Below are 14,858 nucleotides of genomic sequence, written 5' to 3' on the forward strand. Positions count from 1 at the left end.
GTGGGAAGTCCTGTGCCTTTTGTTCACTTGCAGCTTCAAAGTTCTTATAGCTTATTAAGCAGTTCCGTTCGTATTCATGAACTTGTAGAAACAGCTAAGAAAATGAACTATGAAGCGATTGCTTTGACTGATGAAAACGTGATGTACGGAGTCATTCCTTTTTATAAAGCCTGCGTGAAAGCGGGGATCAAGCCAATTATTGGGCTGACATTATCAATTCTAGAACATGAAGAAAGCGAGCGAGCGTACCCTTTAGTTTTGTTAGCGGAAAATGATAAGGGATATGAAAATCTATTAAAACTAAGCAGTTTAGTTCAAACCAAGGAAAAACACGGTGTAAATAAAAAATGGCTCCATCATTACAGCAGCGGGTTGATTGCTATTACACCCGGTTTAACTGGAGAAGTTGAAAATCTGTTAGCAGAAAACAAACTTCAAGATGCTAAGCGAGTGCTTCAATTCTTTAAAAAAGTATATTCGCAGTCTTTGTATATATCGATACAGCGCCACGGACAGGATGAAGCTTTTATAAATCAGCAGTTAACGGAACTTGCTGCTGAAGAAAATATCCCGCTTGTTGCGACGAATCAAGTGAAATATTTAAAAAAAGAAGATCGGGATGCGTATGAGTGTTTAGCAGCTATTCGAGACGGAGAGAAATTACATAGCGATGAAGAGGTAAAAAGTAAGAGCAGCGAGTACTATTTCAAATCACCTGATGAAATGGAAGATCTCTTTCATGACCAGCATTTTTTAATAGAAGAAAGTATAAAAATCGCAAGACGATGCGAGCTCGAAATTTCTCTAGGCGTAATGTCCATTCCAAAATATCCTGTTCCCTCGTCTGTTACATCATCAACCTACTTGCGCACTCTCTGCGAAAAAGGATTGCAAGAAAGAGTTCAAGTGATCACGGAACAATATGAGGAACGCTTGGATTATGAGCTAAACGTTATTGAAAATATGCGCTTTAGTGATTACTTTCTTATCGTATGGGATTTTATGAATTATGCTCATGAACACGGTGTTTTAACGGGCCCAGGCCGGGGTTCAGCGGCAGGCTCACTGGTCTCATACGCCTTGCGAATTACAAATGTTGATCCAATTCAGCATCAGCTTTTATTTGAGCGCTTTTTAAACCCTGAACGTATTTCGATGCCTGATATTGATATTGATTTTCCTGATAACAAACGAGATCAAGTCATTCAGTATGTGGCGCAAAAATATGGAGCGCTGCACGTAGCTCAAATCATTACATTTGGAACACTAGCAGCTAAAGCAGCCGTACGTGATGTAGGGAGAGTGATGGGATTTGATCAAGAAGCGCTAAACAAAATGTCCAAAGCGATTCCAACTAAACCAGGTACAACGTTGAAAAGCGCTCTTCGTGATTCAAGAGTTCTTCAAGACTATTTATCTGAAAATGAAGCCAGAAAACAATGGTACAACATTGCCATGAAGATAGAAGGACTTCCAAGGCATACTTCTACGCATGCAGCAGGCGTTGTGATTAGTGAGAAGCCGCTGACGCAATCTGTAGCTGTACAAGAAGGACATGATGATGTATATCTGACTCAATATCCAATGGAAGCTCTGCAAGACATTGGGCTTTTGAAAATGGACTTTTTAGGTTTGCGCAACTTAACCATTTTAGATCATATTTTAAAGAAAATTGAGCGGGACATGAATCGAAAGCTGTCACTGTCTCATATACCGTTTAACGATCAAAAAACTTTTGAACTGCTGAGTAAAGGGGATACGACCGGTATTTTTCAGCTAGAGTCAGATGGAATGAGAAGAGTGCTTCAGCAATTAAAACCTACAGAGCTAGAAGATATTGTAGCAGTTAACGCGCTGTATAGACCTGGTCCGATGGAAAATATTCCAACCTATATTAAGCGCAAGCATGGAGTGGAGAAGGTAATATATGATCATCCTACGCTTAAAGACATTTTACAATCCACGCACGGCGTTATCGTGTATCAAGAGCAAATTATGCAGATTGCTTCAAAAATGGCCGGTTTTTCTCTTGGAGAAGCAGATTTGTTGAGAAGAGCAGTTAGTAAAAAAGAACGGGCAGTGCTGGATCGTGAACGAGCTCATTTTATCCAAGGAAGCAAGAAGAAAGGGTATGACCTATCCGTTGCTAATCGAGTGTATGACCTTATTGTGCGTTTTGCTGATTATGGCTTCAACCGAAGTCATGCTGTTGCTTACAGTATGGTAGCCTATCAGTTAGCTTATTTGAAAGCAAATTACCCGCTGCAGTTCTTTTCAGCTTTACTAACGAGCGTTATTGGAAATGAAGGGAAAATTGCTCAATATATTAATGAACTAAAAAGAAAAAAAATACAAGTTCTCCCACCTTCTATTAACAAGAGCATGTATTCGTTTAACGTAGAAGGTGAAAGTATAAGGTATAGCCTTGCAGCGATTAAACATATTGGTGCAGCAGCTATGCAGGAAATAACAGAAGAGCGAAAGAAAAAAAGATTTGAAGACTTATTTGATTTTTGTGCCCGTGTTTCACAAAAAGCCGTGAATAAAAAGGGGCTTGAAGCTTTGATTCTATCTGGAGGCTTTGATGAGTTCGGAGAAAATCGAGCTACTTTATTAGCAACGATTGATGTAGCGTTTGAACATGCAAGCTTGGTACTCCCAGATGATGATTTTGGATTTGGAGATGAATTTTCGTTAAAACCTAAATATATGGAAAAAGAGGAACTGAAAATAGAAGATCGGCTTCAGTATGAAAAAGATATGCTAGGTTTTTATTTATCAAGCCACCCTGCTTCTCAGTATGAAGCACTGAATTCCTTTTATTCTGTTGTTTCTCTTCACGATATGAAAGAATACGCTTCAGGAAAAGCGGTCTCTCTTTTAGTATTTGTGTTGGAAATTCGTGTCATTCGAACGAAAAAAGGAGAGCAAATGGCCTTTTTACGCATCACGGATGAAAGTGGAGAAGGAGAAGTTGTTGCGTTTCCCCGCGTATTTGAGCAGAATCGTTTGCTGTTTGAACAAGGTACGGTTTTACTGATACAAGGAAAGATAGATGAAAGAAATGGGCAGCAGCAAATTGTTTGTCAACGTGCTGAAGCTGCTAGCGAGGCGGTTCAAAAACTACCGTCAGAAGAATTATACTTACGTATAGAAACAAAGCAAGGTACAGAAAAGCTGCTTCATACTATTTACCAGCACTTTCAGTCTCATAGAGGGAAAATTCCCGTGAAAATTTATTATGAGGCAGAACGTCAATTGGTCAAGCTTCCCGTTCACTATTCTATTGAACGAAGCGACGAGTTAATAAAAACTTTAAAAGCAATGCTAGGAGAGAACCACGTTGTGTTCAAGAAGATATAGTCTTTACAGATTTCATGTGATGTTATATGGTAAAATAGTTAAAAAAGTGGTCTGACCACCGTTTTTTATGAAATATACGAATTAGATGCGTTTTTCTTGAAATGAAATGCAATTGGATTTATAACATCATATGAGTGTGGGAAAGAACATGGTTCAGGCGCAGTATTTGTTATCATTTTGTTTATTGGGAGTGAAATTCATTGTCTTTACGTGAAGAAGCATTGCATATGCACCGCATTAACAAAGGTAAACTAGAATCAAAGTCCAAAATTCCTGTTCGAAACGCAGAGGATTTAAGCCTTGCTTATTCCCCTGGTGTAGCAGAACCTTGCAAAGAAATATATGATGATGTAAACAATGTATATGAATATACGATGAAAGGAAATATGGTAGCTGTTGTATCTGATGGCACTGCCGTATTGGGCTTAGGCAATATAGGTCCTGAAGCTGCTCTGCCAGTAATGGAAGGGAAAGCTGTCCTTTTTAAAAGTTTTGCCGGCGTAGATGCATTCCCAATTTGTTTAAACACGACAGATGTGGACAAAATTATAGAAACTGTTAAATTGCTAGAACCTACTTTTGGAGGCGTTAATTTAGAAGATATTGCGGCTCCTAACTGTTTTGAAATTGAAGAGCGGTTGAAAAAGGAAACAAATATCCCGGTTTTTCATGATGATCAGCATGGGACGGCTATTGTTACGGTAGCGGGCCTTCTTAATGCCCTGAAGCTGACGGGAAGAAAAATGTCACAAATCAAAGTGGTAGCGAATGGAGCAGGAGCTGCTGGCATTGCTATTATTAAATTATTATACAGCTATGGAGTGCGCGATATCATTATGTGTGATTCCAAAGGAACGATTTATGACAAGCGTCCTCACGGCATGAACCGTATAAAAGATGAAGTTGCAGCCTATACAAATCGAAGCAAAGTAGAAGGTACGTTAGCTGATGCCTTAGAAGAAGCTGACGTATTTATTGGAGTTTCGGTTGAAGGAGCACTCACACCGGAGATGATTGGAAAGATGAATCCAGACCCAATCATTTTTGCAATGGCAAATCCGGTGCCTGAAATTATGCCAGAAGAAGCTAAAAAAGCTGGCGCGAAAGTAATCGGCACCGGACGTTCTGATTTTCCTAATCAAGTGAACAATGTCTTAGCGTTTCCAGGGATATTCAGAGGTGCACTAGATGTACGTGCTACTCATATTAATGAAAAAATGAAAATGGCTGCAGTTGAGGCCATTGCTAATTTGATTACGGAAGAGGACTTGAATACAGACTATGTGATTCCAGGTCCATTTGATGCACGAGTGGCTCCGGCAGTAGCCGCCGCTGTTGCAAAAGCAGCTATGGAAACAGGCGTTGCCCGAATAAAGGTAAAGCCAGAAGCCGTAGCTGAAAACACACGTCGCTTAGCGATTATTGAATAAGGTTACATCAACTGTTCTTTGACAGGCATGATGCTTCAAGCATGCCTGTTAAAGTAATGTAAAGTGAGTGGTAGTAAACTTGAAGAATGAACGTTCAAAAGTATATGTAGAAATTCTAAAACAAATTCGCCAGCTAATGGAAGACGATCGTTTAACTACGGGGGATAAAATCCCGTCAGAACGAGAGCTTTCTGAACGGTTAGGCGCAGGACGTTCTTCCGTTCGAGAAGCGCTCAGAGCGTTAGAGCTAATTGGGTTGATTGAAACTAGAAGAGGTGAAGGTACGTTTATTAAAGAAGTAGGGGATCATCAATTTATTGATTTATTAGCTACTTTTTTAGTACAAGACGGTAAAACAAAATCAGACTTAATTCAGACTAGATATATTCTTGAAAAGAGCTGTTTGTATTTTGTTTTAGCGGAACAGGACGAAATCAATGTTTCGAAAGCAATTCAAAAGCAGAATGACGATTGTTTGAAGAACTTGTTTGACTATTTGTTTTCTTTGCAGCCTAATCGGCTATTACACCGAATCTGGCTGATTATTTGCCGTTTTTCTCAAACTTTTCAACAAAACTCAGCGCCAAGCGACATTCTGATAAGTGAATTAGTAGAGGCGTTAGCTAAAAAAGATGAAGCAGCTGTATTAAATCTTCACCATCAGTGCTACAAACAAGTGTGAAAGAAGGAATTTGTCGAAAGAGACATGCCATCTTTCTACACAAAATCAAACAGTCATCTAGTAAAGTAAATAGCAACTAATAAAGTGAAGCGAACAATTCGTCCAATTTTTGTCTATCCGTCACTTGATTTGTATTTGAGGCGGATTTTCACAACTTGTAAATAGTAGAAGAAGAGGAAGAATAAAGGTTCTTATGATAAAGAGAAGAACCAAAAGGAGGTTACACCTTGTTACGAGATTTATTTACAAAAAACACAAAAACTCCAAAAAAACGAAAATATGCTACGATTCCTTCTGAGCATATGAGACAAGATGTACCTGAAGGAATTATGACCAAGTGTAAAAAGTGTAAAAAAATAATGTATACGAAAGAGTTAAATAAAAACTTAAAAGTATGCTTAAACTGTGGATATCATCACCAAATGACAGCACCAGAGCGTATCGAAAGCTTAATCGATAGCGGAACGTTTGTTGAATACGACAAAGATATGACGTCAGAAAATCCTCTTGGGTTCCCTGATTATCTTGAAAAGCTCGAAAAAGATCGTGAGAAAACTAATTTAAGTGAAGCGATTGTTACGGGTGAAGGAGATATTGAGGGCATTAAAGTAGTAGTTGCTGTTATGGATTCACACTTCCGTATGGGAAGCATGGGTTCTGTAGTCGGCGAGAAAATTACTCGCGCCATTGAAAAAGCGAAGGAAATGCATGTTCCATTCCTTATTTTCACAGCTTCAGGCGGTGCACGTATGCAAGAAGGTGTTCTGAGCTTGATGCAAATGGCTAAAACTAGCGCAGCTCTTAAAATGTTCAGTGATGAAGGCGGCTTAATCATTTCGATTATGACACATCCTACTACAGGAGGCGTGTCAGCAAGCTTTGCTTCGTTAGGTGATTATAATTTAGCCGAGCCGGGCGCGTTAATTGGCTTTGCTGGAAGACGTATTATTGAACAAACAATTAGAGAAGAGCTTCCAGAAGATTTTCAGACGTCGGAATTTCTGTTGAAGCATGGTCAGCTAGACGGAGTTATTAACCGTCATGATTTAAAAGAAACGTTAACAACTATTTTAGATATACACGTAGCAGGAGGTGACATCGAGTGGTAAGCGAATTAGAATTTGAACGTCCAATTGTTGAGTTGCGAAACAAGATTGCAGAGCTTAAAGAGTTTGCTAAAAATACAGAAGTGGATTTATCTAGCGAAATTGATAAGTTAGAAAATCGCTTAGAAAAAGTAGAAAACGATATTTACAATCATCTAAGCCCATGGAACCGTGTTCAAATTGCTCGTCATCCTGAGCGTCCTACAACACTCGATTATATTTCTCGCTTGTTTACAAACTTTTTAGAGTGTCATGGAGATCGCTTTTATGGAGATGATGAAGCAATCGTAGGAGGAATTGCCAAGTTTAATGGCGTGCCTGTTACCGTGATTGGACATCAGAGAGGTAAAGATACGAAAGAAAATATTCGCCGTAATTTTGGTATGCCTCATCCTGAAGGCTACCGTAAAGCACTGCGTCTAATGAAGCAAGCGGAGAAATTTAACCGCCCAATTATTTGCTTTATTGATACAAAAGGAGCTTATCCAGGAAAAGCGGCAGAAGAGCGCGGACAAAGCGAAGCTATTGCGAAAAACCTTTTCGAAATGGCTGGCTTAACTGTACCTGTTATTTGCATTGTAATTGGAGAAGGAGGAAGCGGGGGAGCCTTGGCATTAGGTTTAGGAAATCACCTTCATATGCTTGAGAACTCGACGTATTCAGTTATTTCTCCAGAAGGAGCGGCAGCCATTCTTTGGAAAGATTCTTCTCTTGCGAAAAAAGCTGCTGAAACGATGAAGATTACAGCACCAGATTTGAAAGAACTGGGCATTGTAGATGAAATGGTTTCAGAGGTAAAAGGCGGAGCTCACCGAGATATCGATGCACAAGCTGGATACATGGAGGGCATTATCAAGAAATCATTAAAAGAGCTGATGAATTTATCAAAAGAAGAGCTAGTGGAAGAGCGTTATTTAAAATACAAAAAAATCGGACAATTTGCAGCTGAAAACGATGCCATTACTATAAAATAAAGAAACGTGCACTCTTGAAAAATAAGGGTGCGCGTTTTTGTGCGGTTTGTATAGCCCTTCTCTATTGTGTTTACAAGTTCTTCGTGGTATTTTATAGACAGCAAAAACCTTTAAGTAAAAGTAGAAAAAGAGTGTTTTTAAAAAATTTCCTATGGTTATTAGCAGCTGTGCTAGCGTTTGTCTTTTCTCTAAAACGTGAGATATATAAGACAAATCAGGCAGCAAGTATTGCTGTATGAATTGCAGGGAATAGTAAAACAAGAAGCAAACGATGAAGAAATTCATCGTTAAAGTGCTGTGTATGTGTTTGTGTTTGCTATTTGATTCAGCGCTACATAGGTATTTCATAAGTTACACGTAAAGCAAGGTGAACAAGTCAGGGCAACAAAATATTTGTTCACAGCCTGCTAGTACAAGGTTAGTAAAAGAAATAGCTATTTGCCCTATCTAAGGAGTAAATAGTAAATATATAGGAGGAAATTTGAATGCGTAAAACTAAAATTGTATGTACTATTGGACCAGCGAGTGAAAGTGTAGAAAAATTAGTTGAACTAATTAACTCAGGCTTAAACGTTTGTCGTCTAAACTTCTCTCACGGTGACTTTGAAGAGCACGGTGCACGTATTGTTAACATTCGTGAAGCTGCGAAACAAACAGGTAAAACAGTAGGTATCTTACTTGATACAAAAGGACCTGAAATTCGTACAAACACAATGGAAAATGGTGCAATTGAGTTAGAAGAAGGCTCTGAAATCATTGTTTCTATGACAGAAGTAGTGGGAACAACTGAAAAATTCTCAATTACATATCCAGGTCTAATCGATGACGTACACGTAGGATCAAAAATCCTTTTAGATGACGGTTTAATCGGTCTTGAAGTACTAGACATCAATAAAACTGATGGTGAAATTAAAACAAAAGTACTTAACCCTGGTACATTAAAAAATAAAAAAGGTGTAAACGTGCCAAACGTAAGTGTAAACCTTCCTGGTATCACTGAAAAAGATGCAAGCGATATTGTATTTGGTATCGAACAAGGCATTGATTTTATTGCTGCTTCTTTTGTGCGTCGCGCATCTGATGTATTAGAAATTCGTGAACTACTAGAAAAACACAATGCAGCTCACATTCAAATCATCTCAAAAATCGAAAACCAAGAAGGCGTAGATAACATCAAGGAAATTCTTGAAGTTTCAGACGGTTTAATGGTTGCTCGTGGTGACTTAGGGGTAGAAATTCCTGCTGAAGAAGTACCATTAGTACAAAAAGATCTAATCAAACAATGTAATGCGCTTGGCAAACCAGTTATTACAGCTACACAAATGCTTGATTCAATGCAACGCAACCCGCGCCCGACTCGTGCGGAAGCAAGTGACGTTGCCAATGCTATCTTTGATGGTACAGATGCAATTATGTTATCTGGTGAAACAGCTGCAGGTTCTTACCCAGTTGAAGCTGTACAAACAATGCATTCAATCGCTTCTCGTGCTGAGCAAGCTCTAAACTACTCTGAGATTTTACAACAGCGCAGCAAGCAAGTTGGCCCATCTATTACAGATGCAATTGGACAATCTGTTGTACACACAGCGCTTAACTTAAACGCTAGTGCAATCGTAGCGCCAACAGAAAGTGGTTATACAGCGAAAATCGTTTCTAAATATCGTCCGCAATCTCCAATCGTAGCTGTTGCAGCAAACGATTCTGTTGCACGTCGTCTGTCTCTAGTATGGGGTGTTACACCAGTTGTTGGTGAGCGCGTAAATACGATTGACGATATGTTAGATCACGCTGTAAATGACGCAGTAAAAACAGGCGTTGTAGCACACGGCGACTTAGTGGTTATTACAGCTGGTGTTCCAGTTGGAGAATCAGGTGCAACGAACTTAATGAAAGTTCAAGTTGTAGGTGACGTTCTTGCTAAAGGACAAGGAATTGGTCGTAAAGCAGCAGTTGGTAAAGTAGTTATTGCTAAAACTGCTGAAGAAGCAAATGCAAAAATGACTGAAGGTGCTATCCTTGTTACAAACAGCACAGATCGCGATATGATCAGTGCAATCGAAAAAGCAGGAGCCCTTATTACAGAAGAAGGCGGTCTAACAAGCCATGCAGCTGTAGTAGGGTTAAACTTAAGCATTCCTGTCATTGTAGGCGTAGAAAATGCAACAAGCGTATTCTCAGAAGATCAAGATATTACAGTTGATGCTTCACGTGGTGTCGTATACAACGGACACGCAAGCGTACTGTAAGAATACGTAGATGATAGAAAAAAGAGAAGGGGAATCCTTCTCTTTTTGTTTAGGCAATTCAATAAGCGAAGAGGTGATGATGGTGAGGAAGCTCCTTCCGCTCCTTCTTATTGTACCTGCTGTTGAGGTAATGATTTTGATTTATTCAAGTCATCTCATTGGTGTAATGTCAACATTTTTACTGATTATTGCTACCAGTTTTATTGGTGCGTTTCTAGCGAAAAAACAAGGAACATCTCTTTTTCAAAAGGCACAGCGTCAGATGAGCCAGGGACATGTTCCAAGCGGTGAAATCCTTGACGGCATGTGTGTACTATTTGGCGGACTGTTTCTGCTGTTTCCAGGCTTCTTGACAGATGTTGTGGGCTTTATCTTTTTACTGCCGTTTACACGCAGAATCGTTAAGCCTTTTCTTTTAACGTGGCTAAGAAGATTTTTTCAAGGACGTAATCGAATGACGATTATTCGTTAACTAGAAAGTGTGTGAAAGAAGCTTCTTTCACACACTTTTTCATTTTCCTATAATAAATTGCCACGTTTCTTTAAAAACTCCCGTTGTATGAAGTGTTTTTAGAATAACAAGAATCACAGGGCCAACTATTAATCCGAAAAACCCAATCAATTGATATCCTACAAATAAAGAAATTAATGTAGCGAGAGGATCAAGACCAATGCTTGATGACAAAATTTTTGGTTCCATAATTTGTCGCTGCACAAGTACTACAGCATATAGTACCGAAAGCCCTACAGCAAATGACACGTTATGTGTGGCAAAGGCATAAATCATCCAAGGAACAAAAACCAGTCCTGTTCCGAGGTAAGGAAGAATATCTACTAAGCCAATCAATAAAGCGACTGTAATAGCATAATCAACCCTAAGAACAAGTAAACCAAAAAGAACGATAATTGTGGTAATCGAAATAAGCGTAAGCTGAGCTTTAATAAAACCAAACAGTGCATTTTTAAGCTCCACACCCACTGTCTGTCCATTTTCCCTTACTTTTTTAGGAATAAACACGCTGCTTTTAGCCATCAGCTTGTACCAATCTTTACTAATAAAAAAAGTAGCCAATAATGAAAAAATAATCACAGTAGCTGCATTAGGCAGTACGGATAAAAGTACTGGGATGCTTTGCAATACATTTTGGAGAAAATCGCCCACCGTTTGAGCGATATGGTTGCCTACCCCTTTAATGTTCGATAAAATAGTTGCTTGCTGACCGGTATTTAAGTTATTAAACATAGAAGTAATGCGTTCATAAAAAGGAAGTATTTGTTCTGTAGCAATATTTTCAATAAATATGACCACTTCTTTGAAATTTGTGGGAACAACTTTCGCTAAATACGTACTTCCTGCAATGATTTCTGTGATAAGTAACGTAATAAGTCCAGCCAAAAGAGAGAAGATCAGAACCATTGACAGTAAAACAGCTAAGTAGCGGGGTAAGCGCAGCTTCAATTCAAATAGATTAACCATAGGATTTATAAAAAAAGCGATGCAGCAGGCGATAATAAATGGATATATGAGAGAAGAGACATAATAACTAAGAAATATAGATGCTGCAATAATTGCCAACACACAAGCTAAGCGAAATAGTCGATGTAAATGAAGCTTGTACACAATAAATAGAGGCCTCCTTGTAAACGATAGTCAACAAAAGAAAAAGCTACTCATAAAATATTTACGTAATACGCTTTAGATTTATCACAATAAAAAAAGAAAGGATGAGTAAAATGTTCTCACAACCCATGCTTTTTTTAGCTGTTTTACTCGTAATTGGATTAGTGGCTAAAAATCAATCATTAATTATTGCAGTTGCATTTTTACTTATTTTAAAATTAATTGGGTTAGACGGTAAGGTTTTTCCGTTTCTACAATCAAAAGGAATTAATATTGGAGTAACGGTTATTACAATTGCCGTTCTTGTGCCAATTGCAACAGGAGACATAGGATTCAAACAATTAGGAGAGGCCGTGAAATCTTCTTATGCCTGGATTGCTCTAGGTGCCGGAATTGCTGTAGCAATTATTGCCAAATATGGACTTACACTCTTGGAAGATGATCCGCATATTACGACCGCTTTAGTTTTTGGCACAATTCTTGCTGTGGCGCTGTTTCAAGGGGTAGCAGTAGGTCCGTTAATCGGTGCTGGAATCGCTTATTTATTTATGAAATTAACTGAACTTTTTTCGTAGAAATTTTTGTATAATAATAATTTTTTTAAAATTTCTTCTCTCTTTTGATTCACAAAAGTCAGATAATTGTTTATAATATATTTTGAGGCCGCATCTTTTTACATACAATTGTATGTTTTACCTATAGGGCTGTAACAAAGCAATGACACATGCAGATGTTTTGATTTTGTGTGTTATTGAAACAAATGGAAATGTAAGCATTTTCTTTACGTGGGGTGAAGGAATGTTCTTCCAAGATATATATTCAAAAGAGGCGCTTCGTATATCATTTAATGTCTAGTTGAGCAGGGGCTCAATTTTGTTTTTCACGTTTTACACAGAAAGGTATGGGGAATTTTTTCTGTAAAGGAGTGGAGATTTATGACAGCAACTCGAGGTCTAGAAGGGGTAGTCGCTACAACGTCAGCAGTAAGTTCAATTATTGATGACACTTTAACATATCAAGGCTACAATATTGATGATTTAGCGAATTATGCAACATTTGAAGAAGTGGTGTATTTACTATGGCACGGAAAATTACCTAACAAAGAAGAATTATCTGTGTTTTCTAGATTACTAGCAGAAAACGCTAAATTACCCCAAGAAGTCTTAGAGCATTTCAAAACTTATCCAATTAAAGATGTTCATCCAATGGCAGCTTTAAGAACAGTCGTATCACTATTGGGGTTGTACGATCCTGAAGCTGATTTAATGGATGAAGAAGCAAATTATCGCAAAGCTGTTCGTTTGCAAGCACAATTACCAACGGTGGTAACGGCTTTTTCAAGAGTCCGTAACGGATTAGAGCCAATTGAACCAAACGAAAACTATAGCATTGCCGCTAACTTTTTATATATGTTAACTGGCGAAGAGCCAACTGATATCCAAGTAGAGGCATTTGATAAAGCACTTGTCTTACATGCTGATCATGAGCTAAATGCTTCAACTTTTACAGCTCGTGTCTGTGTGGCAACGTTATCCGATATTTATTCAGGAATTACAGCCGCTATTGGAGCGTTAAAGGGTCCTCTTCACGGAGGAGCGAATGAAGCTGTTATGAAAATGTTGTCTGACATTCAAACAGTTGAAAACGCGGAACCTTATATTCGCGAAAAGCTCGCGAAAAAAGAAAAGATTATGGGGTTTGGACATCGTGTGTATCAGCAGGGTGATCCTCGTGCCAAGCACTTGAAAGAAATGTCTGAAAAACTTACCAAACAAGCAGGAGATACAACGCTATACGATATGTCAGTGAAAATTGAAGAGATCGTAACAGGCGAGAAAAAGCTTCCGCCAAACGTTGATTTCTATTCAGCTTCTGTATACCACAGCTTAGGGATTGATCACGATCTATTTACTCCGATCTTTGCCGTAAGCCGCGTATCAGGATGGATTGCTCACATTTTAGAGCAGTATTCAAACAATCGTTTGATTCGTCCAAGAGCTGATTATATCGGTCCTGGAAAACAAACGTACATTCCGCTTGAAGAGCGCAGCTAAACAATGTGACGAAGGTGCTCACGTTCGTTGAGCACTTTTCCATAAGTGAAAGTAGACAAATTTTTTAAGGAGGTCATTCTCATGACAAAAGGTGAACAAATTTCTGTAGCAAACGGCGTGTTAAACGTACCAAATAACCCAATTATTCCATTTATCGAAGGTGACGGAATTGGTCCGGATATCTGGGCAGCAGCTTCTCGCGTATTAGAAGCAGCGGTTGCAAAAGCATACAATGGTGAAAAAGAAATCGTTTGGAAAGAAGTATTAGCAGGTGAAAAAGCATTTAATCAAACTGGCGAATGGTTACCGGAAGAAACGTTAGATGCAATTCGCGAATACATAATTGCAATCAAAGGACCATTAACAACACCAGTAGGCGGTGGAATTCGTTCTCTAAACGTGGCATTGCGTCAAGAATTAGACTTATTCACATGCTTACGTCCTGTTCGCTACTTTGACGGCGTACCTTCTCCAATTAAGCGCCCTGAAGATACAGATATGGTTATCTTCCGTGAAAATACTGAAGATATTTATGCTGGTATTGAATATGCGAAGGGTTCTGAAGAAGTACAAAAGCTTGTTTCATTCCTACAAACGGAATTAGGCGTAAATAAAATCCGTTTCCCTGAAACTTCTGGATTAGGTATTAAGCCTATTTCTTCTGAAGGAACAGAGCGTCTTGTGCGTGCAGCAATCAACTATGCAATTGAACAAGGCCGCAAGTCTGTTACGCTTGTACACAAAGGTAACATTATGAAATATACAGAAGGCGCATTTAAAAATTGGGGCTATGAGCTAGCTGAAAAAGAATTCGGCGATAAAGTATTTACTTGGGCTCAATATGACCGCATCGTTGAAAAAGAAGGTGCACAGGCTGCAAACAAAGCTCAAGCAGAAGCGGAAGCAGCAGGAAAAATTATTGTAAAAGATTCAATTGCAGATATCTTCTTACAACAAATTTTAACTCGTCCACGTGAATTCGATGTAGTAGCAACAATGAATTTAAATGGAGATTACATTTCAGATGCATTAGCAGCACAAGTTGGCGGTATCGGAATTGCTCCAGGGGCAAATATCAACTACGAAACTGGACATGCTATCTTTGAAGCAACTCACGGTACAGCACCTAAATATGCTGGTTTAGATAAAGTAAACCCATCTTCTGTATTATTATCAGGTGTGTTAATGCTTGAACACCTTGGCTGGAATGAAGCAGCGGATTTAATCATGAAATCAATGGAAAAAACAATTGCTTCAAAAGTAGTAACATATGATTTCGCACGTTTAATGGACGGCGCAACAGAAGTGAAGTGTTCAGAGTTTGCTGATGAATTAATTAGCAATCTAGGAAAACAAGTAACAGTTTAATAGCTATTCATTTA

Annotated in this window: 11 protein-coding genes; 10 read left to right on the forward strand and 1 reads right to left on the reverse strand. The window is 38.7% G+C overall.

The window, feature by feature from the left end:
- Positions 1-12: 12 nt before the first annotated feature.
- The 7 genes from dnaE (at position 13) to AC1DEF_RS00650 (ending at position 10,273) form a co-directional block, all read left to right on the forward strand.
- Complete coding sequence (dnaE, locus tag AC1DEF_RS00620) at positions 13-3,363, forward strand: DNA polymerase III subunit alpha (protein ID WP_318330909.1); 3,351 nt, start codon at positions 13-15, stop codon at positions 3,361-3,363.
- A gap of 200 nt (positions 3,364-3,563) precedes the next feature.
- On the forward strand, positions 3,564-4,793 hold the full coding sequence (gene ystJ / locus AC1DEF_RS00625) for an NADP-dependent malic enzyme (protein ID WP_013059453.1): 1,230 nt from the start codon (positions 3,564-3,566) through the stop codon (positions 4,791-4,793).
- A 67-nt stretch (positions 4,794-4,860) separates the two neighbouring features.
- Positions 4,861-5,475, forward strand: coding sequence for a FadR/GntR family transcriptional regulator (locus AC1DEF_RS00630; RefSeq protein ID WP_236691083.1), 615 nt, complete (start codon positions 4,861-4,863; stop codon positions 5,473-5,475).
- Between the two features lie 227 nt (positions 5,476-5,702).
- Complete coding sequence (accD, locus tag AC1DEF_RS00635) at positions 5,703-6,584, forward strand: acetyl-CoA carboxylase, carboxyltransferase subunit beta (protein ID WP_043976000.1); 882 nt, start codon at positions 5,703-5,705, stop codon at positions 6,582-6,584.
- Entirely contained in the window at positions 6,578-7,555 is a 978-nt protein-coding gene (gene accA, locus AC1DEF_RS00640) for an acetyl-CoA carboxylase carboxyl transferase subunit alpha (protein ID WP_013059450.1), read from the forward strand. Before accD ends, accA begins: the two co-directional genes overlap by 7 nt.
- A 485-nt stretch (positions 7,556-8,040) precedes the next feature.
- Positions 8,041-9,801, forward strand: a complete 1,761-nt coding sequence (gene pyk / locus AC1DEF_RS00645) for a pyruvate kinase (RefSeq protein WP_013059449.1) — start codon at positions 8,041-8,043, stop codon at positions 9,799-9,801.
- A 79-nt stretch (positions 9,802-9,880) separates the two neighbouring features.
- Positions 9,881-10,273, forward strand: a complete 393-nt coding sequence (locus AC1DEF_RS00650) for an FxsA family protein (protein ID WP_025750656.1) — start codon at positions 9,881-9,883, stop codon at positions 10,271-10,273.
- 39 nt (positions 10,274-10,312) lie between these two features.
- Here the strand turns inward: AC1DEF_RS00650 and ytvI are convergent, their stop codons facing one another.
- Positions 10,313-11,422: a sporulation integral membrane protein YtvI gene (gene ytvI / locus AC1DEF_RS00655; RefSeq protein WP_097824669.1), complete on the reverse strand. Its 1,110-nt coding sequence runs from the start codon at positions 11,420-11,422 to the stop codon at positions 10,313-10,315.
- Between the two features lie 113 nt (positions 11,423-11,535).
- Between ytvI and AC1DEF_RS00660 the strand changes: the two genes are divergently transcribed.
- The 3 genes from AC1DEF_RS00660 to icd all read left to right on the forward strand — a co-directional run bounded on the left by AC1DEF_RS00660 (position 11,536) and on the right by icd (position 14,844).
- Positions 11,536-11,997, forward strand: a complete 462-nt coding sequence (locus tag AC1DEF_RS00660; RefSeq protein ID WP_013059446.1) for a DUF441 domain-containing protein — start codon at positions 11,536-11,538, stop codon at positions 11,995-11,997.
- A 360-nt stretch (positions 11,998-12,357) separates the two neighbouring features.
- The gene (gene citZ / locus AC1DEF_RS00665; RefSeq protein WP_013059445.1) at positions 12,358-13,476 is read left to right on the forward strand and encodes a citrate synthase; all 1,119 of its coding nucleotides are present in this window, start codon (positions 12,358-12,360) and stop codon (positions 13,474-13,476) included.
- 75 nt (positions 13,477-13,551) lie between these two features.
- A complete protein-coding gene (gene icd / locus AC1DEF_RS00670; protein ID WP_255255780.1) occupies positions 13,552-14,844 on the forward strand; it encodes an NADP-dependent isocitrate dehydrogenase in 1,293 nt (430 codons plus the stop codon).
- The last annotated feature ends 14 nt before the right edge of the window (positions 14,845-14,858 follow it).

The sequence above is a fragment of the Priestia sp. 10L35 genome, from assembly GCF_056395685.1.